The sequence below is a fragment of the Streptomyces sp. CB02009 genome (assembly GCF_001905825.1).
Classification (GTDB): domain Bacteria; phylum Actinomycetota; class Actinomycetes; order Streptomycetales; family Streptomycetaceae; genus Streptomyces.
This window is the reverse complement of sequence record NZ_LIVV01000006.1, coordinates 48,514-73,096: the sequence shown is the minus strand read 5'-3', so window position 1 is coordinate 73,096 and position 24,583 is coordinate 48,514. Positions and strand designations below refer to the sequence as shown.

21 protein-coding genes are annotated in these 24,583 nt (G+C 73.4%); 7 read left to right on the top strand and 14 right to left on the bottom strand.

What is annotated here, in order from left to right; translation table 11 throughout:
- Window positions 1-82: 82 nt before the first annotated feature.
- A complete protein-coding gene (locus AMK27_RS24150; RefSeq protein WP_286329932.1) occupies window positions 83-439 on the bottom strand; it encodes an MGMT family protein in 357 nt (118 codons plus the stop codon).
- 201 nt (window positions 440-640) lie between these two features.
- Between AMK27_RS24150 and AMK27_RS24145 the strand changes: the two genes are divergently transcribed.
- The 3 genes from AMK27_RS24145 to AMK27_RS24135 all read left to right on the top strand — a co-directional run bounded on the left by AMK27_RS24145 (window position 641) and on the right by AMK27_RS24135 (window position 6,598).
- Window positions 641-3,292: a lysylphosphatidylglycerol synthase transmembrane domain-containing protein gene (locus AMK27_RS24145; RefSeq protein ID WP_073912097.1), complete on the top strand. Its 2,652-nt coding sequence runs from the start codon at window positions 641-643 to the stop codon at window positions 3,290-3,292.
- Between the two features lie 81 nt (window positions 3,293-3,373).
- Entirely contained in the window at window positions 3,374-4,945 is a 1,572-nt protein-coding gene (locus AMK27_RS24140) for an alpha/beta hydrolase (protein WP_073912094.1), read from the top strand.
- 54 nt (window positions 4,946-4,999) lie between these two features.
- Window positions 5,000-6,598 carry an alpha/beta hydrolase gene (locus AMK27_RS24135; protein ID WP_073912091.1) on the top strand — a complete coding sequence of 533 codons (1,599 nt, stop codon included), beginning with the start codon at window positions 5,000-5,002 and terminating at the stop codon, window positions 6,596-6,598.
- A gap of 64 nt (window positions 6,599-6,662) precedes the next feature.
- On the opposite strand, the gene moeZ is transcribed toward AMK27_RS24135, so the two are convergent.
- From moeZ to AMK27_RS24080, 12 genes are all read right to left on the bottom strand, one after another.
- Window positions 6,663-7,841: an adenylyltransferase/sulfurtransferase MoeZ gene (moeZ, locus tag AMK27_RS24130; RefSeq protein ID WP_033201278.1), complete on the bottom strand. Its 1,179-nt coding sequence runs from the start codon at window positions 7,839-7,841 to the stop codon at window positions 6,663-6,665.
- Between the two features lie 63 nt (window positions 7,842-7,904).
- Window positions 7,905-8,648, bottom strand: a complete 744-nt coding sequence (locus AMK27_RS24125; RefSeq protein WP_073912088.1) for a spherulation-specific family 4 protein — start codon at window positions 8,646-8,648, stop codon at window positions 7,905-7,907.
- A complete protein-coding gene (locus AMK27_RS24120) occupies window positions 8,636-9,607 on the bottom strand; it encodes an NAD-dependent epimerase/dehydratase family protein (RefSeq protein ID WP_073912085.1) in 972 nt (323 codons plus the stop codon). The genes AMK27_RS24125 and AMK27_RS24120 overlap by 13 nt, the downstream gene beginning before the upstream one ends.
- Window positions 9,608-9,809: 202 nt before the next feature.
- The gene (locus AMK27_RS24115) at window positions 9,810-11,336 is read right to left on the bottom strand and encodes a hypothetical protein (protein ID WP_241847592.1); all 1,527 of its coding nucleotides are present in this window, start codon (window positions 11,334-11,336) and stop codon (window positions 9,810-9,812) included.
- A complete protein-coding gene (locus AMK27_RS24110) occupies window positions 11,329-13,032 on the bottom strand; it encodes a glycosyltransferase (RefSeq protein ID WP_073912082.1) in 1,704 nt (567 codons plus the stop codon). Before AMK27_RS24110 ends, AMK27_RS24115 begins: the two co-directional genes overlap by 8 nt.
- A 190-nt stretch (window positions 13,033-13,222) precedes the next feature.
- A complete protein-coding gene (locus AMK27_RS24105; RefSeq protein WP_073912079.1) occupies window positions 13,223-14,878 on the bottom strand; it encodes a dipeptide ABC transporter ATP-binding protein in 1,656 nt (551 codons plus the stop codon).
- Window positions 14,875-15,864, bottom strand: coding sequence for an ABC transporter permease (locus AMK27_RS24100; RefSeq protein ID WP_073912076.1), 990 nt, complete (start codon window positions 15,862-15,864; stop codon window positions 14,875-14,877). The genes AMK27_RS24105 and AMK27_RS24100 overlap by 4 nt, the downstream gene beginning before the upstream one ends.
- Complete coding sequence (locus AMK27_RS24095; RefSeq protein ID WP_198955933.1) at window positions 15,864-16,838, bottom strand: ABC transporter permease; 975 nt, start codon at window positions 16,836-16,838, stop codon at window positions 15,864-15,866. Before AMK27_RS24095 ends, AMK27_RS24100 begins: the two co-directional genes overlap by 1 nt.
- Window positions 16,835-18,565, bottom strand: a complete 1,731-nt coding sequence (locus AMK27_RS24090; protein ID WP_198955932.1) for an ABC transporter substrate-binding protein — start codon at window positions 18,563-18,565, stop codon at window positions 16,835-16,837. The genes AMK27_RS24095 and AMK27_RS24090 overlap by 4 nt, the downstream gene beginning before the upstream one ends.
- Before the next feature lie 195 nt (window positions 18,566-18,760).
- Window positions 18,761-18,856 carry an Ms4533A family Cys-rich leader peptide gene (locus AMK27_RS44365; protein ID WP_338014326.1) on the bottom strand — a complete coding sequence of 32 codons (96 nt, stop codon included), beginning with the start codon at window positions 18,854-18,856 and terminating at the stop codon, window positions 18,761-18,763.
- 101 nt (window positions 18,857-18,957) lie between these two features.
- Entirely contained in the window at window positions 18,958-20,325 is a 1,368-nt protein-coding gene (locus AMK27_RS24085; RefSeq protein ID WP_073912073.1) for a DUF3152 domain-containing protein, read from the bottom strand.
- Between the two features lie 8 nt (window positions 20,326-20,333).
- A complete protein-coding gene (locus AMK27_RS24080; RefSeq protein WP_073912070.1) occupies window positions 20,334-21,302 on the bottom strand; it encodes an alpha/beta fold hydrolase in 969 nt (322 codons plus the stop codon).
- 142 nt (window positions 21,303-21,444) lie between these two features.
- Here AMK27_RS24080 and AMK27_RS24075 point away from each other — a divergent pair, with 142 nt between their 5' ends.
- From AMK27_RS24075 to AMK27_RS24060, 4 genes are all read left to right on the top strand, one after another.
- The gene (locus AMK27_RS24075; RefSeq protein ID WP_073912067.1) at window positions 21,445-21,660 is read left to right on the top strand and encodes a hypothetical protein; all 216 of its coding nucleotides are present in this window, start codon (window positions 21,445-21,447) and stop codon (window positions 21,658-21,660) included.
- 163 nt (window positions 21,661-21,823) lie between these two features.
- Window positions 21,824-22,483, top strand: a complete 660-nt coding sequence (locus AMK27_RS24070) for a TetR/AcrR family transcriptional regulator (protein ID WP_073912064.1) — start codon at window positions 21,824-21,826, stop codon at window positions 22,481-22,483.
- Window positions 22,484-22,608: 125 nt separating this feature from the next.
- Entirely contained in the window at window positions 22,609-22,836 is a 228-nt protein-coding gene (locus AMK27_RS24065; protein ID WP_030207540.1) for a DUF3107 domain-containing protein, read from the top strand.
- Window positions 22,837-23,038: 202 nt separating this feature from the next.
- Window positions 23,039-23,311 carry a hypothetical protein gene (locus AMK27_RS24060; protein ID WP_073912061.1) on the top strand — a complete coding sequence of 91 codons (273 nt, stop codon included), beginning with the start codon at window positions 23,039-23,041 and terminating at the stop codon, window positions 23,309-23,311.
- A gap of 86 nt (window positions 23,312-23,397) precedes the next feature.
- On the opposite strand, the gene AMK27_RS24055 is transcribed toward AMK27_RS24060, so the two are convergent.
- Entirely contained in the window at window positions 23,398-24,120 is a 723-nt protein-coding gene (locus AMK27_RS24055; protein WP_073912058.1) for a ferritin-like fold-containing protein, read from the bottom strand.
- Between the last annotated feature and the right edge of the window lie 463 nt (window positions 24,121-24,583).

The following is a 24,583-nucleotide window of genomic DNA, read 5'->3' as shown; positions in this document are numbered from 1 at the left end:
TCCGCGCCCCGTCCCGTACCGCGTACGTCCCCTCCGGCGCCGCTCACGCCCGGCCCCGCCCGGTCGTCCCCGGCCGGCGGGCTCAGGTGTGAGTTCCGTCCCAGCGCGCCCGCCGCATGTCGATCCTCGGCAGGTGCCCCTCGGCGGCCGGGCCCCGCTCGCGGAGCGGCGTGCCCTCCTCGCGGTAGTGGCCGAGGGCCCTCAGCTCGTGCCCGGGGAGCAGCGTGCCGTCCGAGCGGACCACCCGCCACCAGGGTGCCGTCCCGCCGTACAGGGCCATGACCCGGCCGACCTGGCGGGGCCCTCCCTCGCCGAGCCATTCGGCGACGTCGCCGTAGGTCATCACCCGGCCGGGCGGGATCCCGTCGGCGACGTCGAGCACCCGTTCCGCGTACTCGGGCAGTTCTCCGGTCTCCCCCACGGGCACCTCCATGCTCATCCGCACCATCCTGCCTCACCCCACCGACATGGCCCTGATGCCTCCGCGCGGCGGCTCTTCGTGCCACCATCGTGCGGGCGGTGACTGGTGATACGAGATCAAGAGCGACAAGTACAAGAACACGAGCAAGAACAACAGCGAGACGCACAGCCCGAACAACGGCGAGAACGAGAACGACACAACGCGCATGCAGAGACGGACATGGTGATGGCCCCGGACACCCAGCCACCCGAGGAGGGCCAGGCCGACGTGCCCGAGCGGGTCTCGGGCGACGAGCCGCTGCTCGCCGCCCGGGTCCACCGCCCCTCGGACCTGATGCGGCTGCTCGCCGGTCTGCTCGCCATCGGGCTCGTCATCGCCGTCGCCGCGTTCGCCCACGCGACGACCTCGGGTCTCGAGGAGGACATCAACAAGGGCGCCGTCGGCGCACCCGATGTCTTCGTCAAGATCGCCGGTCTCGTCTCGTCCATCGCCGTCCTGCTCGTCCCCGTCGCCTTCGCCATCGAACGCCTGATCAAACGGGACGGGCTGCGCATCGCGGACGGCGTCCTCGCCGCCGTCCTCGCGCACGGACTCACCCTCGCCACCGACCTCTGGGTCGCCCAGGCCGCGCCCGGCACCATCCAGGACGCGCTGACCCAGCCGGCGTCCGGCGGCGGGCTCACCGACCCCGTGCACAACTACCTCGCGCCGGTGATCGCGTACATGACCGCCGTCGGCATGGCCCGCAGGCCCCGCTGGCGGGTGTCGCTCTGGGTGGTGCTGCTGCTCGACGCCTTCACCATGCTGGTGGCCGGCTACACCACCGCGCTCTCGATCATCCTGACCGTCCTGATCGGCTGGACGGTGGCGTACGGCACGCTGTACGCGGTCGGCTCCCCCAACGTCCGGCCCACCGGGCAGACCCTCCTCGCCGGGCTGCGCCGGGTCGGGTTCCGGACGGTCACGGCGCTGCGCGCCGAGGGCGTGCCCGACTCGTCCGACAGCGGCGACCGGGGCCGCCGCTACATCGTGACCCTGGAGGACGGCCCGCCGCTCGACGTCACCGTCGTCGACCGCGAGCAGCAGGCGCACGGCTTCTTCTACCGCGCGTGGCGGCGGATCACCCTGCGGACGATCACCACCCGCCGGTCGATCGTCTCGCTGCGGCAGGCCCTGGAGCAGGAGGCGCTCCTCGCGTACGCGGCGATCGCCGCCGGGGCGAACGCGCCGAAGCTGATCGCCACCTCCGAGCTCGGCCCGGACGCCGTGATGCTCGTCTACGAGCACATCGGCGGCCGCAGCCTCGACTCCCTCGACGACGACGAGATCACCGACGCGCTGGTCCGCAGCGCCTGGCGGCAGGTACGGGCGCTGCAGTCGCGCCGGATCGCGCACCGCCGGCTCACGGGCGACGCGATTCTGGTGGATCGTTCCGGCAGGGTGGTCCTCACCGATCTGCGCGGCGGCGAGATCGCGGCCGGCGACCTGATCCTGCGGATGGACATCGCCCAGCTGCTCACCACCCTCGGCCTGCGGGTCGGCGCCGAGCGCACGGTCGCCGCGGCGGTCGAGGTGCTCGGCCCTGACGCCGTCGCCGACTGCCTGCCGCTGCTCCAGCCGATCGCGCTGAGCCGCTCCACGCGCGCGACGCTGCGGAGACTGGCCCGGGAGCGGTCGGCCCGCGAGCGGGAGGCCGTGCTCGCCGCCTCGGAGGCGGCCAAGCACGAGCGGGAGCTGGCGAAGGCCCAGGCCGCGGAGGCGGCCGCGGACCCGACGGCCGCGCGGGCCGAGACCAAGGCCGAGAAGAAGGCGGACAAGAAGGCGGAGAAGCGGGCCCTGGACACGGCGCTCGACGAGGCCCGCGAGGAGGACCTGCTGGCCCAGATCCGGCAGCAGGTGCTGCTCATCCGCCCGCAGGCGCCGGCGGAGCCGGTCCGCCTGGAGCGCATCAAGCCGCGCACCCTGGTCAGCCTGATCGCGGGCGCCGTCGCCGCGTACTTCCTGCTGTCGCAGATCTCCCAGACGCCGCTGTCGACGATCGGCCAGGCGGACTGGCGGTGGGTCGCGGCGGCCGTGCTGTTCTCCGCGCTCAGCTATGTGGCGGCGGCGATGAGCCTGCTCGGCTTCGTGCCGGAGCGGGTCGGCTTCTGGCGGACGGTGGTGGCCCAGGTCGCCGGCTCGTTCGTGAAGATCGTCGCCCCGGCGGCGGTCGGCGGCGTCGCCCTGAACACCCGCTTCCTCCAGCGCTCGGGCGTGCGCCCGGGGCTCGCGGTGGCGAGCGTCGGCGCCTCCCAGCTCTTCGGGCTCGGGGCCCACATCCTGCTGCTGCTCTCCTTCGGCTACCTCACGGGAACGGAACGCTCGCAGTCCTTCACCCCGTCGAGGACGGTCATCGCCGGCCTCCTCACGGTCGCGGTGCTCGTGCTCGTCGTGACGGCGATCCCGTTCATGCGGAAGTTCGTCGCGACGCGGCTGCGCTCGCTCTTCGCCGGAGTGGTGCCGCGCATGCTGGACGTGCTCCAGCGGCCGATGAAGCTGGTCACCGGCATCGGCGGAATGCTGCTGCTCACCCTCACGTTCGTGCTCTGCCTGCACGCCTCGATCCAGGCCTTCGACCACGACGGCGTGTCGATCAGCTACGCGAGCGTGGCCGTCGTCTTCCTCGCGGGCAACGCGCTCGGCTCTGCGGCGCCGACCCCGGGCGGCGTGGGAGCCGTCGAGACCGCGCTCACCCTGGGTCTGCTCGCGGTCGGCCTGCCCGCCGAGGTCGCGACCCCGGCCGTGCTGCTCTACCGCCTGCTGACCCTGTGGCTCCCGGTCCTGCCGGGCTGGCTCTGCTTCAACTGGCTGACGAAGCGCGAGGCGCTGTAGCGGGTCGGATCGCCCGGCCCCCGCCACCCGCATGGACCCCCGTCCCGCGCGGCGGCGGGGGCGGCGGCCCACCATGGGCCTATGCCGATCTCCGCCGCCCAGCGCGCCGCTCTGCTGACCGCCACCACCGTGCTGCTCGCCGCCGGGTGCTCGGACGGGGGCGACACGGCGGAGGGGACGCAGCCGAGCAGCACGGCCGGGGTCTCCGCGCTCGCGGCGCAGAAGCTGTCCTGGGCCCCGTGCCCGGCGCCGTCCGCCGCCGAGGGCGGCGGGCCCGCCCCTTCCCCGCTGCCCGGGGGCGCCACCTGGGAGTGCTCCTTCCTCCAGACCCCCCTCGACTGGTCGGTACCGGACGGCGAGACCATCGAGCTCGCGCTGATCCGGGCCCGGGCCCGCGACCAGGACCGGCGGATCGGCTCGCTCGTCTTCAACTTCGGCGGGCCGGGCGGCTCGGGCGTCACCGCGCTGCCCGGGTTCGCCAACGAGTACGAGGGCCTGCGCAGCCGCTACGACCTGGTCTCCTTCGACCCGCGCGGGGTGGGCCGCAGCGACCCGGTGGAGTGCCTCACCGACCAGGAGCTCGACGCCTACTACGCCCTCGACTTCACGCCCGACGACGAGGCCGAGGAGCGGACGCTCTCCGACGCGCAGAAGAGGTACGCGGCCGGCTGCGAGAAGGACGCGGGACCGGCCCTGCCGCACGTCGGCACCGAGAACGCCGCCCGGGACATGGACCTGATGCGCCAGGTCCTCGGCGACGACAAGCTCCACTACTTCGGCATCTCGTACGGCACCGAACTCGGCGGCGTCTACGCCCACCTCTTCCCCAAGAACGTCGGCCGGGCCGTCTTCGACGCGGTCGTCGATCCCGACGCCGGCGTCGAGGAGGGGGCGCTCGGCCAGGCGAAGGGCTTCCAGCTCGCCCTCGACAACTTCGCCCAGGACTGCGTGGACCGCGGCGACGCGTGCACCCTGCCCGGCTCGACCGTCGCCGAGATCGAGGCCTTCGTCCTCGACCTCCTCGCCTCCCTCGACAAGGAGCCGATCCCGGGCATCGGCGACCGCAAGCTCACCCAGACGCAGGCCACCAACGGCATCGCGCAGGCCCTCTACTCCAAGGAGTACTGGACCTATCTGGAGCAGGGCCTCTCCGACGCCGAGGGCGGCGACGGGGCGCTGCTCCTCACCCTCTCGGACTCCATGAACGGGCGCGGCCAGAACGGCTCCTACAGCAACATCCAGGCCGCCAACGCCGCCATCAACTGCGTCGACTTCAAGGAGCGCTACACCCTCGGCCAGGCCAAGGAGCGGCTCCCCCAGTTCCGCGAGGCCTCCCCGGTCTTCGGCGACTTCATGGGCTGGGCGCTCTCCAGCTGCTCGCAGTGGCCGGTGCCCGGGACCTGGGAGAACCCGGACGTCTCCGCTCCGGGCGCGGCGCCGATCCTGGTCGTCGGCAACACCGGCGACCCGGCCACTCCGTACGAGGGCGCCCGCGCGATGGTGAAGGCGCTCGGCGACGGGGTCGGCGTGGAGCTGACGTACGAGGGCGAGGGCCACGGCGCGTACAACAGCGGCAGCGCGTGCGTGAAGAAGGCGGTCGACGCCTACCTCCTGGACGGCAAGGTCCCGGTCTCCGGCACCGTCTGCAAGTAGCCGACAGGACTCCCCCTAGGATGGGCCGCCCTGTCGGGCTCCTGGGGGGAACACATGTCCATACGCATACGGGTGGCGGTCCTGGCCGTCACCGGCCTGCTGGTCGCGGGCTGCACGAGCGCCGGCGGCGGAGCACCGGCCGCCACCCCGGGCGCGCGGACGGCCACGACCGACGCCAAGCCGTCGGCGACCTCCGCCGCCCCCTCGGCCACCGCCGCCACTCCCCCGCTGCCCGCCTCCCTCACCGGTCAGCGCCCCGGCTGGAAGGCCTGCCCGGCCCCGGGTCCCGGCAAGGCGGCGCCCGGCGGGAACTGGCGCTGCGCGACCGTGAAGGTGCCGCTCGATCACGCGAAGCCCGAGGGCGCGACGATCCCGATCGCCCTGATCCGCAAGGAGGCCGGCAGCAAGGCCGGCCGCATCGGCTCCCTGCTCTTCAACTTCGGCGGCCCCGGCGCCTCCGGCGTCGACATCCTGCCGCAGGTCGAGGAGGACTACGGCAAGCTCGCCGAACGCTACGACCTGGTGGGCTTCGACCCGCGCGGCGTCAGCCGCAGCTCCGGTGTCGTCTGCCGGACCGACGCCGAACAGGCCGCCGCCGAGGCCACCGTCGACCTCACTCCCGACTCGGCCGCCGAGGAGGCCGCGTACCTCAAGGACAGCGCCGCCTTCGCCGCCGGCTGCGCCCGCCGCTCCGCCACGGTCGTCCCGCACACCACGACCACCGCCACCGCCCGCGACCTGGACCTGATCCGGCGGGTCCTCGGCGACGACAGGCTCCACTACTTCGGCATCTCGTACGGGACGCAGCTCGGCGGCACCTACGCGCACCTCTTCCCGAAGAACGTCGGCCGGCTCGTCCTCGACGCGGTCGTCGACCCGACCGCCGACGCCGTGGGCCACGCCCGCCACCAGACGATCGGCTTCCAGCGGGCCCTGGGCAACTACCTGAAGAGCACCGGCCAGGACCCCGAGGACGGGACCGAGCGGATCGCGCGCCTGCTGCGGAAGCTCGACCGGGCCCCGCTGACCGTCGGCGAGCGGAAGCTCACCGAGGGACTGGCGCTCACCGGCATCGCGGTGACGCTGTACGGGCAGTCCAACTGGCCCCTGCTGACGGCGGCCCTCGCGGACGCCGAGAAGGGCCGCGGCGGCGCCCTGCTCGAACTCGCCGACTACTACAACGACCGTGACGCGAACGGCCACTACGCCACCCAGTCGCACGCGCAGCGGGCGATCTCCTGCGCCGACTCCAGCGCCCGGCCGACCGCCGCGGAGGCGAAGGCGCTGATCCCCGAGTTCCGGCGGCTCTCCCCGGTGTTCGGCGCGTTCCTCGCCTGGGACACGGCCGGCTGGTGCGCCGAGTGGCCGGTCGAGGGCGAGCGGGCGACCCCGGAGGCGAGCGCCCCGGGTGCCGCTCCGGTCCTCGTCGTCGGCACGACGGGCGACCCGGCGACCCCGTACGAGGGCGCGGAGCGGATGGCGAAGGAACTCGGCGCGGGTGTCGGCGTCCTGGTCACCAACGAGGGCGAGGGCCACGGCGCGTACGGCACGTCGTCGTGCGTGACGGCGACGATCGACGCGTACCTCCTGGACGGCAAGGTCCCCGCGTACGGCACGACCTGCTCCGGCGGGACGGCTCGCAGCGGGGCGTGACCCGCGGCGGGCACGAGAAGGGGCCCGGATCCCTGTCGGGATCCGGGCCCCTTCGTCGGGCCGACTAGTAGACCGGCTTCTCGGGCTCGATCTGGTGGACCCAGCCGATGACGCCGCCGCCGACGTGCACCGCGTCGGCGAAGCCCGCGGACTTCAGCACCGCGAGGACCTCCGCACTGCGGACACCCGTCTTGCAGTGCAGGACGATCCGCTTGTCCTGCGGAAGGTCCTGGAGGGCGGTGCCCATCAGGAACTCGTTCTTCGGGATCAGACGCGCGCCCGGGATCGAGACGATCTCGTACTCGTTCGGCTCGCGGACGTCGATGATGTCGATGTTCTCGCCCTCGTCGATCCACTCCTTGAGCTGCTTCGGAGTGATCGTGGAGCCGAGCGCCGCCTCCTGCGCCTCCTCGGACACGACGCCGCAGAAGGCCTCGTAGTCGATGAGCTCGGTGACGGTCGGGTTCTCCCCGCAGACCGCGCAGTTCGGGTCCTTGCGGACCTTCACCTGGCGGTACTGCATCTCCAGGGCGTCGTAGATCATCAGACGGCCGACCAGCGGGTCGCCCACGCCGGCCAGGACCTTGATGGCCTCGGTGACCTGGATGGAGCCGATGGACGCGCACAGCACGCCCAGGACGCCGCCCTCGGCGCAGGACGGGACCATGCCCGGCGGCGGGGGCTCCGGGTAGAGGCAGCGGTAGCAGGGGCCGTACTCGGACCAGAACACGGACGCCTGGCCGTCGAAGCGGTAGATCGAACCCCAGACGTACGGCTTGTTCAGCAGCACGCAGGCGTCGTTCACCAGGTAACGGGTGGCGAAGTTGTCCGTGCCGTCGACGATCAGGTCGTACTGGCTGAAGATGTCCATCACGTTCTCGGCCTCGAGCCGCTCTTCGTGGAGGATCACGTTCACGTACGGGTTGATGCCGAGCACGCTGTCGCGCGCCGACGCCGCCTTGGAGCGGCCGATGTCGGCCTGGCTGTGGATGATCTGGCGCTGGAGGTTCGACTCGTCGACCTCGTCGAACTCCACGATGCCGAGCGTGCCCACGCCGGCGGCGGCCAGGTACATCAGCGCCGGCGAGCCGAGGCCGCCGGCGCCGACACACAGCACCTTGGCGTTCTTCAGCCGCTTCTGCCCGTCCATCCCGACGTCCGGGATGATCAGGTGGCGGGAGTACCTGCGGACCTCGTCTACGGTGAGCTCGGCAGCCGGCTCGACCAGGGGTGGCAGCGACACGGGGACTCCGGTTGTCGGTATGTCAGTACGGTTGTTCTCCCCGTAACACTGCCACGCCTCTTCTCATTCCGAGACACCCGGTCCGATCCGCGAGACGATTTCGTCCCAGTAGCCGGGCAGCGAGTGGAATGGCGCACTTTGTCCCGGACCCCCCGGGCGGTCGGTGAAGAAGATCGTCCCGGCCCCCTGCCAGCGGGCGATCCGCAGGGCCTCCTCGAGGTGGGTGCGCGGCACGCCGTGCACGAGATGGACGAACTTCGCCTCCGTGTACTCGGCCGTCCACTCGGCCACCTGCGACCAGCGGTAGTCCGCCCAGGCACCCGAGAAGGTCACCAGCTGGTCGGCGGTCTCGGCGTATCCCGGATGGGGATGGGTGCCGTGGCCGAGGACGAGGTGGGCCTCGCCGCCGAGGACCGCCTCCAGGGTCGCGGTGACCCTCCGCACCCCCGCCAGGTCCGCCCGGTCCGCGGGGCAGCGGTCCAGGTAGAAACCGCCGACCTTGTACCAGTCGACGAAGCGGTGGGCGTCCGAGACCAGCTCCCCGAACGGCCGGGAGCCGTACGCGGCGTCCAGGTGCCCGAGGACCCTGACCCCGGCGTTGCGGAGCCGGCCCGCCGCCTCCAGGCAGTGCGGGTCCGGACGGCTGCCCGGGCCCTCCGCCACATTGAGCACCGCCCAGTGCAGCGGGGTCCCGGGGCGGGTCAGCTCGCCCCACTCGACGGGGGCGAGCAGCGGGTGGGCGTACCCGGGCACGCCCACCCCCACGGCTTCCCGCACCGCCCCCGTGGTCGCCGTCAGATGCGACACGCCGCCTCCATCCAGATGTCGGCGAGCGACTCCTCCAGGTTGATCCGGGGCCGCCAGCCGAGCCGGTCGCGGGCGGTCCGGACGTCGGCCTGCTGCCAGGGGCCGCAGCCGTCGGGGTACGGGTAGGGGGCGGCGGCCAGCTGCTCGGCGATGGTCCCCTCGGTGCGGGGGGCGCCGATCATCGGGCGCTGCGGGATGCCGTGCGGGGCGTCCAGCTCGTGCAGGTTGCCGGAGTAGCCGGCGACCCTGGCGAGGACGGCGGCGGCGTCCCGGAGCCGGACCGCGCGGCCGGTGCCGATGTTGACGACGCCCTGGGCGGCGGAGAGCGAGGCCGCGTGCACGGCCCGCGCCACGTCCCGGACGTCGACGAAGTCCCGCTGCACGCCGAGGCCGCTGAGCTTGAGCTCGCCGTCACCGGCCTGCATGGCCCGGCGCATCGCCTCGGCGAGGCGGCCGAGCGGCGACCCGGCGGGGGTGCCGGGGCCGACGGGCGAGAACACCCGGAGGACCACGGCGTCGAGGCCCGAGCCCAGGACGAGCTCGGTCGCCGCCAGCTTCGACACCCCGTAGGGGCCGCCGGGGCGGGGTACGGCGTCCTCCGCGGTGGAGGAGCCGGGCTGGCTGGGCCCGTACTCCGAGGCGCAGCCGACCTGGACGAGCCGGGCGCCGCAGCCGCTGCGGCGCAGGGCCTCGCAGACGGTGGCGACGGCGACGGTGTTGTGCCGGGTCAGGTCGCGGGCGCCGCCGCGGGTGGCGCCCGCGCAGTTGACGACGACCCCGGGGTGGACGGCGTCGAGGAACCGGGTCAGCGCGCCCGGGCTGCCCGAGGCGAGGTCGAACCGGACGTCGGCGTCGTCGCCCCGGCCGAGTGCGGTGAGGTGGACCGCCGGGTCGGCGAGGAGCCGGTCGGCGACGAAGCGGCCGATGAAGCCGTTGGCTCCGAGCAGTAGCACCCTCATCGTGCGGCCCCTTCGTGCCGACCGGCCGTTCCTTGGGCTTGCGGGGTCATGGTCTTCGGTCTCCTTGCGAGGTGTTCAGAGAGGTGACGGGTCGCGCCCGCGGCGTCGGCTCCGCGGGTGCGAAAGGGTTTCCGGACGGGAGGCCCGGCGGGGTGGGCGGTGCGGTGGCCGCCCGCCCTCCGGCGCCGGTCGCTGCGGGTTCTCACGGGGTGGCGTGGGCCGAGGCCCGGGCCAGGGAGCCGGTCGCGTGGGCCAGCAGGCCGAGCGCGGCGGCGCCGCAGACGAGGGTGGGTACGGCCCCGGGGCCCCAGGCGTCGACGAGGGTCCGCACGGGAATGGCGAGCGCGTCGAAGCCGGGGACGGGGACACGGGCGGCGAGGACGCTCGTGAGGGCGAGGGCCTCGGTGGCGCTGGCGGCGGCGAGGGCGGCCGCGGCCGTCTCGGGGAAGCCGTGGACGGTGAGGAGCCGGGCGAGCAGCAGGAGCGCGCCGAGGGCCAGGGCCCCGGAGCTGAACCCGGTGAGCCCGAGCAGCAGGGCGAGGGCGAGGAGGGGGAGGGTCACGGTGCCGAGCAGCAGCGGGCGGGTGCCGGCGGCGAAGTCGGCGAGGCCCCGGCTGTCGGCGATCCGGCGCCGCGCCCGGTGGGCGAAGAGCCGCGCGCACCAGGCGGCGGGGGCGACGGCGAGGGCGAGGGCCAGGACCGGTCCGGGGGCCAGGTCCCAGGGGCCGTCGGGGCCGCCGCTGAGCACCTGGGTGAGGAGCCCGTCGCCGCAGACCGCGTACGCCACGAGCCAGCCGGTCCAGAGCCGGGCGGCGGGCACGGTGCCGCCCTCGGGGGCGCGGAAGGGGCCGCGCCGGACGGCGAGGAGGAGGGCGGCGGTGAGCAGCAGGGCCCCGGTCGCGCCGACGGCGAGACGCACGGGCCCGTGGGTGAGGGCGAGTCCGATGCCGGTGAGCGCGGCGGCGGCGCCGGGGGTGAGGACGGCGAGCACCCAGGCGTCGGTGTCCCCGCGCGGGGGCGCGGGCGGCGCGGGGGGCTCGGTGCCGCGGGGCACGCGCGCGTAGAGCTCCTCGGCGAGCGAGAACACGTCCCGGTGCCGGAAGCGGGCGGCGGTCCGGTCGGTGAACCCCTGGGCCTCGAGACCGGCGGCGATCTCCAGCGGGTCGACGGCCCGGGCGCAGAGCTCCCGGTGGCGGTGCATGAGGACTTTGACGGGGTCGGCGGTACCGCGCCGGGGGCGGGCGGCGGGGGCGGGGGTTGCTGCGGAGGCGGGAGTTCCGGCGAGGGCGGCCGTCGCCGGGACGCCGCCGGGCAGGGCGGAGGCCGGGGCGGGGGCGGCGTGCGGCTCGGCGGATACGGGGTTCCCGGTGGTTCCTGACGGCCCGGCGGGGTCCGAAGGAGCGTCCGGGCCGGAAGGGGCGTCAGGTCCGGAGAGGCCGTCCAGGTCGGAAAGGCCGTCCCGGCGGGTCGTGCCGGTGGGGCCCTCCGGGTCCGGCTTCCGCGCCGGGACGGGCGGCGTCGTCGTCATCGGCCACGGTGTGTCCGTCGGGGCCGGGGCTATCCCGGACGGTGGGGCCTCGACGGGACCCTCGGCGGTGTGCGGGCCGAGGGGGGCGCCGGTACGGGGGGTCAGTGCGGGGGCGCCGAGGAGGGCCTCGGAGCGGGCGTCCCAGGCTCCGGGGCTGGTCGGGGCGGCGGAGCCGCGCATGGGGGTGTCTCCTTCAGGCATCGGGGGCTCCTGTCCCGGCGGCCACGGCCTTGTGCGCCCAGCTGCCCGGCACGTGCGCCTCGGCGGGGTGGGCGAAGGGCACGCCGTCCCCGGGGCGGTGGCGCACCGGTGCGTGGGAGAGGAGTTCCAGGTAGATGCCGCGGAACGCGGCGAGGTTCTGTTCGACGGTGAAGAGTTCGAGCGCGCGGGCGCGGGCGGCGGCGCCCAGGCGGTGGCGGCGCTCGGGCTCGCGGAGCAGCGCGAGGCAGGCGTCGGCGAGCGCCCGGGGGTTGCGCGGGGGGACGACGAGCCCGGTGCCGCCGATGATCTCGACGACCGCGCCGACGTCGGTGGAGACGGTGGCCCGCGCGCAGAACATCGCCTCGACGAGGCTCGCGGGGAAGCCCTCGACGACGCTGGAGAGCACGACGACCGCACCGGAGGCGTAGGTGTCCTCCAGGGTCGGCGCCTCGGGCCCGCCGAGTTCCTCGAAGGTGACCGGGTTCTCTCCGACGGCGTGCGCGCCGGCGGCCTCGTCGGGGAAGAGCTGGGCGGCGAGCCCCTTGATGTGGGCGAGGTAGGCGCCGGAGCCCGGGTCCCGCACGGGGACGGCGACGATCCTCAGCCGGGCGTCGGGCTGCCGGGCGCGGATCTCGGCGAAGGCGTGCAGCAGGGCGATGAGGTCCTTGGCGGGTTCGACCCGGCCGACCCAGACGAGGGTGGCGGGGTCGCCGCTCTCCTCGTCCTCGCCGACCTCGGCGAAGCGGTCGGCGGCCATGCCGGGGTGCACGGTGCGGATCCGGGCGCGGTCGGCGCCGCACTTCTCCTGCCAGCGGCGGGCGTGGGCGTTGCCGGGGGTGAGGAGGGCGGCCTGCCCGTAGACCTCGGCGGCGAGCCGGCCGTGGAGGGCGGCGAGCAGGGTGCGCAGGGGCGCGGAGCGGTCGGCACCGGCGGCCGAGAGGTAGTGGGAGCGGAGCTGCACGCCGTACTCGGTGACGAGCAGCGGGGTCCCGAAGAAGCGTTTGGCCAGCAGGCCGGGAAGGGCGGTGGTGCCGCCGGCCGCGGCGTGGCAGAGGTCGGCCGCGCCGAGCGCGTCCTCCGCGTACCAGTCGAGGGAGAGGGGGCGCAGGGTGCGTTCCAGGTGCTCGACGAAGGCGAGGTGGTCGGGGAGTCCCGCGGCGGCCGCGCCGCGGCGTGCGCCCGGCGCGCGGCAGGCGGATTCGAGGGTGCGGACGGCGTCGTCGGAGCGGAGCGCGCCGGGGAGGCCGCCGCGCTCGCGGGCGAGTTCGGCGAGCGCGTAGAGCCCTTCGGCGAAGGCGGTCCCGAGCGCGGCGCCGGCCTCGCCGTCCCCGGGCCCTGCGGTGCTCTCCGGGGTCCCGGCCGCGCTGTCCCCGCACACGCCCACCGCGAGCCGGTGGAAGGCCTCGACGAAGCGGCGCCGCTCGCGCCGGCCGTAGGCGCGGCGGGCGGCACGGCCGTCGCCGAAGGCGGTCCGTTCGAGGAGGGTGCGGGCCGCCGGGCCGGTGCCGGGGCCGCCGAGGTCGGCGGCGCGGGCGACGCGGGCGTTCGGGGGGAGCGGTCGGGGGGCGCCGGCCGCGCCGAGGGCGTACAGGTCGAACTGGTGCTGCCCGAGTCCGCGTACGAGCCGCTCGCACCAGAGTCCGGGCTCACCGGTGGCGTACGGGTAGCCACCCTCTGTGAGCAGTCCGATCCGCATGAGTGCACCCCCGGTCTCCCTTGACGGCGGCCACCGTTGGTCCGGCGACTCGCAGCGGGAAGAACGTAAGCGGAGATACCGGTGGTGCGACGGACGGTTGTCCGTCGCACCACCGGAAGGGGTGAATGCACGTAACTTTCCCTCCCCGGTAGCGTTCTGTCGCGGTACACGCCAGAACGGTCACGGAGGGTCAGGCGACGGCCAGTTCCTGGCGTTCCTCGCGGCGCTGTTCCCGGCGCTGCTCGCGGCGCTCCGTCGCGCGGAGCGGGTCGAGCGAGGGGACGGCGGCGAGCAGCTGCCGGGTGTACGGGTCCCGGGGCGCGCCGTACACCTCGGCGACCGTGCCCTGCTCGACGATCCGGCCCGCGCGCATGACGGCGACCCGGTCGCTGACCTGCCGGACGACGGCGAGGTCGTGGGCGATGAAGACGAGGCCGAGCCCGAGTTCGGCCTGGAGTTCGGCGAGCAGCGCGGTCACCTGGGCCTGGGTGGTGACGTCGAGGGCGGAGACGGGTTCGTCGCAGACGACGACGCGGGGCTCGGCGGCGAGCGCGCGGGCGATGCCGACGCGCTGGCGCTGCCCGCCGCTGAACTCGTGCGGGTAGGCCTCGTACCGGTCGGGGTCGAGCCCGACCCGGTCGAGCAGCTCCCGCACCCGGCCCCGTATCCGGTTCTCGTCCCGCTCCCCCGCCACCCGCAGCGGGTCGGCGATCGACTCGCCCACGGAGCGGCGCGGGTTGAGCGAGGCGACCGGGTCCTGGAAGACCATCTGGAGTTCGTGGCGGTGGGGGCGCAGTTCCCGCTCCGGCAGGGACCCGATGTCCTTCCCTCCGTACCGGAGCTCGCCGCCGGTCGGGTCGAGGAGCCGCACCAGCATCCGGCCGAGGGTGGTCTTGCCGCTGCCGGACTCCCCGACGACGCCGAGGGTCTCGCCCGCGTGGAGGGTGAGCGAGGCGCCTTCGACGGCGGTCACCGCCTTCGGTCCCCGTCCGAACACCCGCCGCAGGTCGTGGACTTCGAGAAGCGGCCGCCCCTTCTCCAGGGGCTCGCGCACCGGTCCGTCGAGCCGCGGCACCGCGGCGAGCAGCCGCTTGGTGTACGGCTCCGCCGGTGCGCCCAGCACCTCGCCCACGGGGCCGCGTTCGACCTCCCTGCCGTCCCGCATGACCAGCACCTCGTCGACGCTCTCGGCGGCGACGCCCACGTCGTGGGTGACGAGCAGCAGCGCCGTTCCCGTCTCGCGCCGCAGCTCGTGCAGCAGGTCGAGGATCTGGGCCTGCACGGTGACGTCGAGGGCGGTGGTCGGTTCGTCGGCGACGATGATCCGGGGTTCGCAGGCGAGGGCCATCGCGAGCAGGGCCCGCTGCCGCATGCCGCCGCTGAACTCGTGCGGGCGGGAGCGGGAGCGGCGGGCCGCGTCGGGGATGCCGACCCGGTCGAGGACCTCGACGGCGCGGGCGCGGGCGTCCCGCCGCGAGCCTCCGGCGTGGACGCGGTACACCTCGGCGATCTGGTCGCCGACGGCGTAGTAGGGGTCGAGGGCGGACAGCGGGTCCTGGAAGACCATGGCGGCGACTCCGCCGCGCAGCCGCCGCAGCTCGCCGGGGCCCGCCGTGCCGACGTCGATGCCGCCGACCCGTACGGTCCCGCCGACCCGCGCCCCCGTCCCCCGGTGGAGGCCGAGGAGGGCGCCGGCGACGGTGGACTTGCCGCTGCCCGACTCGCCGACGAGGGCGAGGGCCCGGCCCTCGCCGAGGGTGAAGGAGAGGCCGTCGACGGCCCGTACGGGATCGCCGGACCGGGCGAACTCGACGGTGAGGTCGGTCACTTCGACGAGCGGGGTCACGTCAGGACCACCCTTCGGTCGGCGGCCGCGTACAGCAGGTCCGCGAGGACGTTGGCGAGGACGACGAACGTGCCCGTCACCATGACCACGCCCACCACCACGGGCAGGTCGATAGCCTTCACCCCGTCGATGAGGGTCTTGCCGAGCCCGGGGATCCCGAAGAGGGACTCGGTGAGGACGGCTCCGCCGAACATCGAGCCCAGGTCGACGGCGCTGATCGCGATGACCGGCGGAACGGCGCCGCGCAGCGCGTGGCGGGTGACGACGGACCGCTCCCCCACGCCGTAGGCGCGGAAGGTGCGGATGTGGTCCTCGGCGAGGGTCTCCAGGGTGGCGCTCCGGGTGAGCCGGGCGTACTTGGCGGATTCGAAGAGGCCGAGGGTGAGCCAGGGCAGGAGCAGGTTCCAGCCCCACTGCTCGGGGTTCTCGCCGAACGGCACGTAGCTGGGGAAGGGCAGCCACTGGAGGTAGGCGCAGACGGCCATGAGGAGCAGCAGGCCGAGGATGAAGACGGGGGTGCCGCTCCCGGCGAGGGTGAGCAGGGTCAGGATCCGCTCGGTGGGGCCGCCGCGGCGGAGCGCGGAGAGCAGTCCGGTGCCGACGCCGACGACCAGCCAGACGGCCAGCGCGCCGACGACGAGGGACGCCGTGGCGGGGAGCCGTTCCAGGACGAGCCGGGTGACCTGCTGGTCGCTCTGGTACGAGAGTCCGAGGCAGGGCGCGTCGCAGTGCACGAGGGTGGTGCCGGTGGAGTAGTCGCGGCCGGTGAGGACGCCCTGGAGGAAGTGCAGGTACTGGACGGCCATGCTGTCGTTCAGACCGAGCTGCTCACGGACCTGGGCGATCTGCTGCGGGTTGCAGCGCTCGCCGCAGGCGAGCCGCGCGGGGTCGCCGGGCGCCAGGTAGAAGAGCGAGTACACGAGGACCGACAGGGCCAGCAGGACGAGCAGGGCGCCCGCGAGCCGCTTGAGGACGAAGCGGGTCATCAGGAGGCCTCCTTGCGGGTGCCCACGCGCAGGCGGCTCGCCTCGCGCGGGTCGAGGGCCGTGCGGACCGCGTCGCCGAGGACGGTGAAGGCGAGCACGGTGACGAAGAGCAGTCCGGCGGGCAGCAGGACGTACGCGGGGTCGGCCCGGAACCACGTCTGCGCGGTCGACAGCATCTGCCCCCAGGACGGGGTGGGCGGGGTGACGCCCACCCCGAGGAAGGACAGCGAGGCCTCGACGACGATGTTGGTGGGGACGAGGATCGCCGCGTAGGTGATGACGGGCGCGGCGAGCGAGGGCAGCAGCTCGCGGCGGGCGGTCCGCCACGGCCCGGAGCCCGCGAGCCGGGAGGCCGCGACGAAGTCGAGGCTTCTGAGGGTGAGGGTCTGGGCGCGCACGATGCGGGAGGTCCCGGCCCAGCCGAGGAAGCCGATGACGAGGATCAGCAGCAGGGGCCGGGGGAAGCCGCGGGGGACGACGGCGGTGAGGGCGACGGCGAGGACCAGCATCGGGAGGGCGACGAGGACGTCGGTGACCCGGCCGAGGACGCCGTCGATCCAGCGCCCGCCGAGGCCGGCGGCGAGTCCGACGAGGACGCCGATGAGGATCTGGACGGCGGTGGCGCCGACGGCGACGAGCAGGGAGATCCGGGCGCCGTACAGGAGCCGGACGAACAGGTCGCGGCCGGTGCCGGGTTCGACGCCGAGCCAGTGGTCGGCGCTCGCGCCGCCGAAGGCGCCGTACGGGACGCCGCCGCGGGCCGAGTCGACGAGGTCGTCGTGGTACGTGTTCGCGTCCTGGCCCTCCAGGGCGGCGAACAGCGGCGCGCCGACGGCGAGGACGACGAGCAGGAGGAGGACGGCGGCGGAGACGAGGGCGGCGGGGCGGGTGCGGAGCCGTCGCCACACCTGCCGGGCGGCGCCCGTGGCGGGGAGGCCCGCCACGGGCGCCGTCGTGACGGTCGGAGCGGTCACTTGACCGAGACCTGCGAGATGTCGAGGACGCCGGTCCAGTCGCTGATGACGACGTTCTTGACGTTCTTGCCGACGAGCCGCTTATAAACGGGGTGGAAGAGCGGCACGTCGAGCGCCTGCTCGCCGATCTTCTTGTCGAGGGCTCCCCAGCGGGCGGCGGCGGCCTTGAGGTCGGTCAGCTTGTTGATCTCGTCGATCTCCTTGTTGACCGCCGGGTCGTTCAGCTGCGCGTGGTTGTAGTTGGAGCCGTTGGCGACGATCTGCCGCCCGTCGAAGATCGGCGCGAGGAACGGGCCGCCGGCCGGCCAGTCGGCGCCCCAGCGGGAGAGGAAGAAGCCGGGCGCGTCCTTGACGCTCCAGCGCTTCTCGTTGAAGGAGTTGGGCTGCTGTCCGTCGAGCTTGACGGTGATGCCGGCCTTGCCGAGCGCCTCCTGGACGGCGGTGGCGATCTCGGGGCTCGTGGTGCGGTTCTGGGCGGTGGAGTGGAGCAGGGTGATGGTGAGCCCGTTCGGGTGGCCGGCCTCCTTCAGGAGCTGCCTGGCCTTCTCCGGGTCGCCCGTCTTCCCGGCCGGGAAGTGGTCGTACGGCGTGAAGCCGAAGGCCGTCTGCTCGGGCAGGAAGGTGGTGGCGGGCTCGGCGAGCGCGGAGCCGCCGGCCGCGTTGACGACGCTGGTGCGGTTGATCGCGTACGAGATCGCCTGGCGGACCTTGGGGTTGTCGAAGGGCTTCACCTTGGGGTTGAAGGCGATGTAGTTGGTGAAGCCGAAGTGGCCGGTGCCGACGCGGGCGGCGAGGGCCTTGTCGGAGCCCACCTGGGCGAGCTCGGCCGGGCCGAGGTTGGTGTCGGTGGTGATCGCGGAGGCGTCGGCCCCGGTGGAGGTGGCGAGGCGCTGGTTGATCACGGCCTCGTCGAGACCGGACCGGACGTCGATCCTGTCCGGGTAGGCCTTGCGCTCCTCGTCGGTCTCGGCGTCCCAGTGCTCGTTGCGCTCCAGGGTCAGGCGCTCGCCGTCGTTCTCGTTCTTGACGACCTTGTACGGGCCGGAGGAGACGGGGTGCTCCTCGTACGTGGCGCCGGTGTCCTTGGCCTTGGGGACCGGGGCGAACTGGGTCTGGGTGGCGACGAAGGGGAACTCGCCCTCGGGCTTCTTCAGCTTGAAGACGATGGTCCGGGGGTCGGGGGTGACGATGGACGCGAGGCCCTTCTTGTCCTTGTAGGGGCCCTGGTACGTGTCACCGCCGATGAGCCAGTCACGCAGGTACGGGGCTCCGCCGGAGAGCTCGGCGGCGAAGGAGCGCTCGATGCCGTACTTGATGTCGGCGCTGGTGATGGGCGTGCCGTCCTCGAACTTCAGGCCCTCCTTCAGCGTGTACGTCCACTCCGTGGCGTCCTTGTTGGGGCGGCCGGTGTCGGTGGCGAGGTCGGGGACGACCTGGGTGCCTGCGGCGCCCGCCTCGCGGTTGCGGGTGGTGAGCGTCCGGAAGACGAGGGAGGGGACGTTGCCGCCGCCGGAGGTGTAGAGGCGGGCGGGGTCGAAGTCGGTCTGGGCCTCGGTGTTGAGGACGGTCAGCGTGCCGCCCTTCTGCGGGGCGCCCGCGGCCTTGCCGGAGGTGCCGCCCTTGGCGCCGGTGTCCTCGGGGCCCGCGCAGGCGGCGACGCCCAGGGTCAGGACGAGACTGACGGCGGTCGCTGCCACGCGGCGCGAAACGACGGACGATTGACGCATCGGAGAAAACCTCTCGGAGAACTGCGGGTACGGGAAGGGGAATTCCACGCGGGCAGCGGCGAGCGGCGGCATCCGGAGGGAATGACCGAGCACAGGTGATCAAAGGAGAAAGCCGCGCCTGCGGGGAGAGAACACCCGAGCGCGGAGAATCATCGGAAATGCGGGAGAAGCAGGCCGACGAAGCGCTCGGGCTGGTCAGCTACAGAGAATGTCGGCGACGGAATGTCCGGCCACGCCGATGAGCGCCAGCTCGAAGGCGGCGCGATCGGAATCGACGTGATGGGGCGACATGCCGAGAAATATGAACGAACGCGCGAACGATGTCAACGCGGTTCGCGCGATTCCCGAGACACGCGTCTCAGGATGTGATCACCCGAGTATCGGGGCCGATCTCAACTCCCGGGGTGCACCCAGGGGTTGGGACGGCACTTGATTCCGCCGATGTCCAGGGACTTCGTCTGCTGCTGCATCACGGGCGCGAGCGCGCCGGGAGTGCCGCAGTTCACATGGCCGTGCCCGAGCCGGTGTCCGACCTCGTGGTTGATGAGCATCTGGCGATACGCGAACATCGCCTTCGGCCCGAAGGTCTCCGAACCCTGCGCCCAGCGGTAGGCGTTGATCATCACGCGGTCCGTCTGCGCCGAGTCGCAGGACACGTTCTCGGCCAGCGTGTCGAGCCCGGACTTCGCGCACCAGACGCCGGTGGTGCCGGGGCTGGCGAGCGTGATGACGAACTGCGGCTCGCCGCTGGAAATGCGCTCGAAGGTCATCTCGCCGTTGCCGGCCCAGCTGCGGCGGTCGTTGAGGGTCTTGAACACGGTCGTGGCGAAGAGGTTCTGGTCGAGGCCGAGACCCTCCTCGACGTCGATCCGGTAGCGGACCAGGTTGCCCTTGCCGGGGGCCTTCTGGAAGCCGGGCACCGCCCCGAACTTGCCCGAGCCCTTGAGCTTCGGGTCGATCGGGTACTGGCGGGCGATCAGCTGCTCGTACGTCGGCGGAGGGGGCGGGGTGGCCTGGGCGGACGGGGCCGACGGGGTGGTCCGGTCGTCGGAGCGGGAGGCGGAGGTGTCGTCGGAGGCCCGCTCGTCCGGCTGCCCGGCGGCGCTGGCCGCGCCCTGGGCCTCGTCCTTGTCGGCGACCTGTCCGGTGACGACGACGGCGAGGACGGTGGCGACGGCCGCGGCCGCGACACCGGTGAGGGTGCGGCCGAGGCCGCCCCGGCCGGCCGGCTCGTCGGCCTCGGGGAGCGTCTCGCGGCGCGGGCCGGGGATGAACGGCGCCTGGGCGGCGCCCTGTTCGGCCTCCCCGGTGCGGGGAGCGCCACGCCGTGCGCCGTACGGCCGGGGCGCGGCGCCCTCCTCGTGCTGCGGGTGCCCGCCCCGTACGGAGCCGCCGTAGACGGGGACGCCGTGCGCGGGGGTCCCGAGGGCCGCGTGCGCCCCGGTGTCGTGGGCCCCACCGCCGTAGGCGGGAGTGCCGTGCGCGGGGGTGCCGTGGACAGGGGTGCCGTGCGCCGGAGTGCCGTACGCGGGGGTGCCGTGCGCGGGCGTCCCGTACACGGGGGTGCCGTGCGCCGGGGTGCCCTTCGGGTCCTGGCCCGCGCCGGCCGCGGTCCTGCGGCGGCGCCCCGTGCCGCCCTGCGGCGGGCGGCCCGGCTGCGCGCCGGGCGCTCCGGCGGCCGGCTGGGGCCGCGGGACCGCGGCCTGCTGTCCGGTGTCGGCCACCGAGGGCGCGGAGCCCTTGCGACTGTGTCGTCCCACGCCCCGGATCAGCTCCCGCCGTGATCGGCGATCAGGTCCCGGGCGGCCTGCGCGACCGTCTCGGGGTACTCCATCATCGCCACGTGCCCCGCCTCGGGAAGGGTCAGCAGACGCGAGCCGCGGAAGGCCGCGGCCGCCTTCCGGGCCATCCGGTACGAGACGAGCTGGTCGCGCCCACCGTAGACGAGGAGCGTCGGCGCGAGAACCCGTTCGGCCTGACGCCACAGTCCGTGCTGGCCGCCGAGCGTGTACGCGTCGACGATGCCGCGCGAGGAGCGGGCCATGGCGTCCCAGAAGTAGGGGAGCTCGAGCCGCCGCTCCATCTCCTCCACGGCGTACCGCAGGCCCTCGTCCGTGACCCGCCCGGGGTCCCCGTAACAGAGCGAGAGGACACCGCGGACGCGCTGCTCGGGCGTCCAGTCCTTGGTGAGCTTCGCGAAGGCCGAGGCGACGCCGGGCACCGCGAGCAGCACCGTGGGCCAGGCCGTGCGCTGGGCGCGCAGCTCGGGCAGCGCCGGCGAGACGAGGGTGAGGGTGCGGACCAGGTCGGGGCGCGCCGCGGCGACGCGGGTGGCGACGGCGCCGCCCAGCGAGTTGCCGAAGAGGTGGACCGGTTCGCGGCCCCTGGAGTCGAGGTACCGGATGACGGCGCGGGCGTGCCCGGTGACCGAGTAGTTGCCGTCGTCGGGCGGCGGCGAGTCGCCGAAGCCGGGCAGGTCGACCGCCTCGCCGTCGACGACGTCCGCGAGCAGCGGCATCAGGGTGGACCAGTTCTGCGAGGAGCCCCCGAGGCCGTGGACGTACAGCGCGGGCGGCAGACCGGGCTCGACGCCCGGCCGGGCCCGCACGGTCAGGGTGAGTCCGGGCAGCGAGACGGAGCGGAGCTCCTCGCCGTCGGCGACCCGTACGGCGCGCGCGGGGCGCGACGTGGAGGGCGCGGCGGCGGTCCGGGTTTCCGGCAGCTCGGTCGACGACATGGCCGCAATATTACGAGACGATCACGCGCGCGGACGTGTGGGTGCCGTCACAGGTGCGTGTGCGGCGAGCCGCAGGTGCTCCTACGCTCGGAGAGAGGGCCATCGGAGTCGACCGCGACCCCGCAGCTCCGGAAGGAACCTCATGACTGTCGATCCGACCGATCCGGACAGCTTCGCCGAGGAAGAGGACGTCGTGCTGGACCAGGAAATTCCGGAGGCCGACGCTGCCGAGCAGCACACCGAACTGCAGCAACGCGAGGACGAACAGCTCACCCATGTCGAGCGCGACTCGGCGAACGAGGCGGACTCGTCCGAACAGGCACGGGTCGTCAGCCTGGACGAGGACGACTACCGCTGATCGGACGACTAACGCCGATTTGTTCGGTTTACTTTTGAATCGACTGTCGACCCGGACGTCCGGTCCGTGAAATTCTGCGTCCGCACCGCGCACAGCCGGGTTACCCAAAAGTACGATGGCGGCGCGCGCGACAGCGTGCATGGATCGATTTTTGGGAGGCCGCGTGAGCGCCATCGAGCAGACAGAGGCAGCACGCCCTCGGGGCACGCGCCTGCCGCGACGTGCCCGACGGAACCAGCTCCTCGGCGCCGCCCAGGAGGTCTTCGTCGCCCAGGGGTACCACTCGGCCGCGATGGACGACATCGCCGAGCGCGCCGGCGTCAGCAAGCCGGTGCTCTACCAGCACTTCCCCGGGAAGCTGGAGCTCTACCTGGCCCTGCTCGACCAGCACTGCGAGTCCCTCCTCCTCGCGGTGCGCACGGCGCTCGCCTCCACCACGGACAACAAGCTGCGCGTCGCGGCCACGATGGACGCCTACTTCGCGTACGTCGAGGACGAGGGCGGCGCCTTCCGGCTCGTCTTCGAGTCCGACCTGACCAACGAGCCCGCCGTACGCGAGCGCGTGGACCGGGTGAGCCTGCAGTGCGCCGAGGCGATCTCCGACGTCATCGCCGAGGACACCGGCCTCTCCAAGGACGAGTCGATGCTGCTCGCCGTGGCGCTCGGCGGCGTCTCCCAGGTCGTCGCCCGCTACTGGCTGTCGAGCGGGTCCGCCATCCCGCGCGACAAGGCGGTCGGACTGCTGACCTCGCTCGCCTGGCGCGGCATCGCCGGCTTCCCGCTGCACGGCGCGGACGGACAGCTGAGCGCCGAGGGTCACTGAACATTCCCGTCGGCTGTTCGCTCCTGGCGTGCGGCAACCAGGCGTACGCGTCCCCTCACCGGGCTAATGTGTGCAGCGTAGGGCGCGGTAATCGCGCAACGCTGACCGTTCGGAGGGACATAGCCGTGGAGGTCAAGATCGGCGTGCAGCACGCACCCCGGGAGATCGTTCTGGAGAGCGGGCAGTCCGCCGAGGAGGTGGAGCGCGCCGTGGCCGACGCGCTGGCCGGCAAGGCGCAGCTGCTCAGCCTCTCGGACGAGAAGGGCCGCAAGATCCTCATCCCGGCCGAGAAGATCGCGTACGTGGAACTCGGCGAGCCCGCCGTGCGCCGCGTGGGTTTCGGCGCGCTCTGAGCCCAGGATCTACGGGAAGGGCCCGGTGGACCGTCACGGTCCACCGGGCCCTTCGCCGTGCGGGCGCGCGCGTCGTCCCGCCATGCCCTCGGATGTCCGAATGACCACGTCAGGGCGTACGGGAGGATTGCGTTCCGGAGCGCTGGGGTAGGAACGCTTCGACCGCACCACCCGCCCCGCACCCCTCGCGAGGTGATCCGCAGTGTTCCTGGAAGCCCTCGGTTCCGCCCTGCTCGGCTTCGCCCTGGCGTGGGCCGCCGCGCACCGGCTGCCCGACCGCCTCCCCGTCCGGGTGATCGTCCTCGCCACCGGCGCGCTGGGCGGCGTCTTCGGCGCTCTCGTCACCCACGGGGCCCTCGGCCCCGGCCACTTCCTCGCCACCCTCATCGGTGCGGTGGCGGTGGCGGCGGTGCTGCTCTCGCTGCTGATCAGGCCGGCCTCCCGCAGGCGGCTGCGCCGATCAGCGGCGGCGTGAACAGCGCCGCCCGCCCCCTTCCCGTACGACGGGAACGCTTGCGCGCACGACCTCCTCGTACGGGAACGTCTTCGTACGGGTGACGCTCAGGCGGCCAGACCCAGCGCGGCCATGCGCTTGGTGTGGGCCTCGGTGATCCGGGAGAACATCCGGCCGACCTCCGCGAGGTCGAAGCCGTCCGCCACCCCGCCGACCAGCATGGTCGACAGCGCGTCGCGCTCGGCGACCACGCGCTGCGCCTGCGAGAGCGCCTCGCCCATCAGACGGCGTGCCCAGAGCGCGAGCCGGCCGCCGACGCGCGGGTCGGCGTCGATCGCGGCGCGGACCTTCTCGACGGCGAAGTTGCCGTGGCCGGTGTCGTCGAGCACCGAGACGACGAGGCTCCGGGTGTCGGAGTCGAGGCGGGCCGCGACCTCACGGTAGAAGTCACTGGCGATCGAGTCGCCGACGTACGCCTTGACCAGGCCCTCCAGCCAGTCCGACGGCGCGGTCTGGCGGTGGAAGTCGTCGAGCGCCTTGGCGAAGGGCTCCATGGCCGCGGTCGGCTCGGCGTCGACGGCGGCGAGGCGGTCGCGCAGCCGCTCGAAGTGGTGGAACTCGGCGGAGGCCATCTTCGCCAGCTCCGCCTTGTCCGCGAGGGTCGGCGCCAGCTTGGCGTCCTCGGCGAGCCGTTCGAAGGCCGCGAGCTCTCCGTAGGCGAGGGCGCCGAGGAGGTCGATCACGGCGGCGCGGTACTGCGGCTCGGCGGAAGCCGTCGCCCAGTCCTTGGCGGCGATCCCGGTGGGTGTGGCGTTGTCAGGCGTCTCCATGGAGCGCACAATAGCCCGCTCGGGCACCGGGGGAAGGCGCTGGTCAGTCAGTGTGACCGTGCCCTCATCACCATTTCTCCCAACACACATGCGCGATTCCGGGGTACAGTGATAAGGCGCCTGCTGAGTATGCGGACATGCTTTCGCACGTTCGGACGTATCCGGTGGGCCGACTCATGAATGAGGATGCCCGGTCGGTGGCCCGATCGGCTCCGGCCCGACAGCCCTTCCGGCGGACCCGCGGAAGGGTCACCTCAGCGGTACGACGCTCGAGCGACGGCAGTGGTCCCGTGCCACCCGGCAGCGATCCCCCGGATCGCGCCGGCAGTTCCCGGCACGGTACGACCCCCTTCGTTCGCCTCGCACCGCGTCCACAGAAGAGGCAGCACCCTGACTACGACTTTCCGAGACCTCGGAATCCTTCCCGAGACGGCCGAGTCCCTTGAGGCCGTCGGCATCGTCA

What these genes read in the sequence shown, in the direction of transcription:
- AMK27_RS24080 (WP_073912070.1), bottom strand. Translation starts at nt 21,302, where the DNA reads ATGTCGTCGACCGAGCTGCCGGAAACCCGGACCGCCGCCGCGCCCTCC.
- AMK27_RS24090 (WP_198955932.1), bottom strand. Translation starts at nt 18,565, where the DNA reads ATGCGTCAATCGTCCGTCGTTTCGCGCCGCGTGGCAGCGACCGCCGTC.
- AMK27_RS24115 (WP_241847592.1), bottom strand. Translation starts at nt 11,336, where the DNA reads ATGCCTGAAGGAGACACCCCCATGCGCGGCTCCGCCGCCCCGACCAGC.
- AMK27_RS24135 (WP_073912091.1), top strand. Translation starts at nt 5,000, where the DNA reads ATGTCCATACGCATACGGGTGGCGGTCCTGGCCGTCACCGGCCTGCTG.
- AMK27_RS24110 (WP_073912082.1), bottom strand. Translation starts at nt 13,032, where the DNA reads ATGCGGATCGGACTGCTCACAGAGGGTGGCTACCCGTACGCCACCGGT.
- AMK27_RS24145 (WP_073912097.1), top strand. Translation starts at nt 641, where the DNA reads ATGGTGATGGCCCCGGACACCCAGCCACCCGAGGAGGGCCAGGCCGAC.
- AMK27_RS44365 (WP_338014326.1), bottom strand. Translation starts at nt 18,856, where the DNA reads ATGTCGCCCCATCACGTCGATTCCGATCGCGCCGCCTTCGAGCTGGCG.
- AMK27_RS24100 (WP_073912076.1), bottom strand. Translation starts at nt 15,864, where the DNA reads ATGACCCGCTTCGTCCTCAAGCGGCTCGCGGGCGCCCTGCTCGTCCTG.
- AMK27_RS24150 (WP_286329932.1), bottom strand. Translation starts at nt 439, where the DNA reads ATGAGCATGGAGGTGCCCGTGGGGGAGACCGGAGAACTGCCCGAGTAC.
- AMK27_RS24055 (WP_073912058.1), bottom strand. Translation starts at nt 24,120, where the DNA reads ATGGAGACGCCTGACAACGCCACACCCACCGGGATCGCCGCCAAGGAC.
- AMK27_RS24140 (WP_073912094.1), top strand. Translation starts at nt 3,374, where the DNA reads ATGCCGATCTCCGCCGCCCAGCGCGCCGCTCTGCTGACCGCCACCACC.
- AMK27_RS24120 (WP_073912085.1), bottom strand. Translation starts at nt 9,607, where the DNA reads ATGAGGGTGCTACTGCTCGGAGCCAACGGCTTCATCGGCCGCTTCGTC.
- AMK27_RS24075 (WP_073912067.1), top strand. Translation starts at nt 21,445, where the DNA reads ATGACTGTCGATCCGACCGATCCGGACAGCTTCGCCGAGGAAGAGGAC.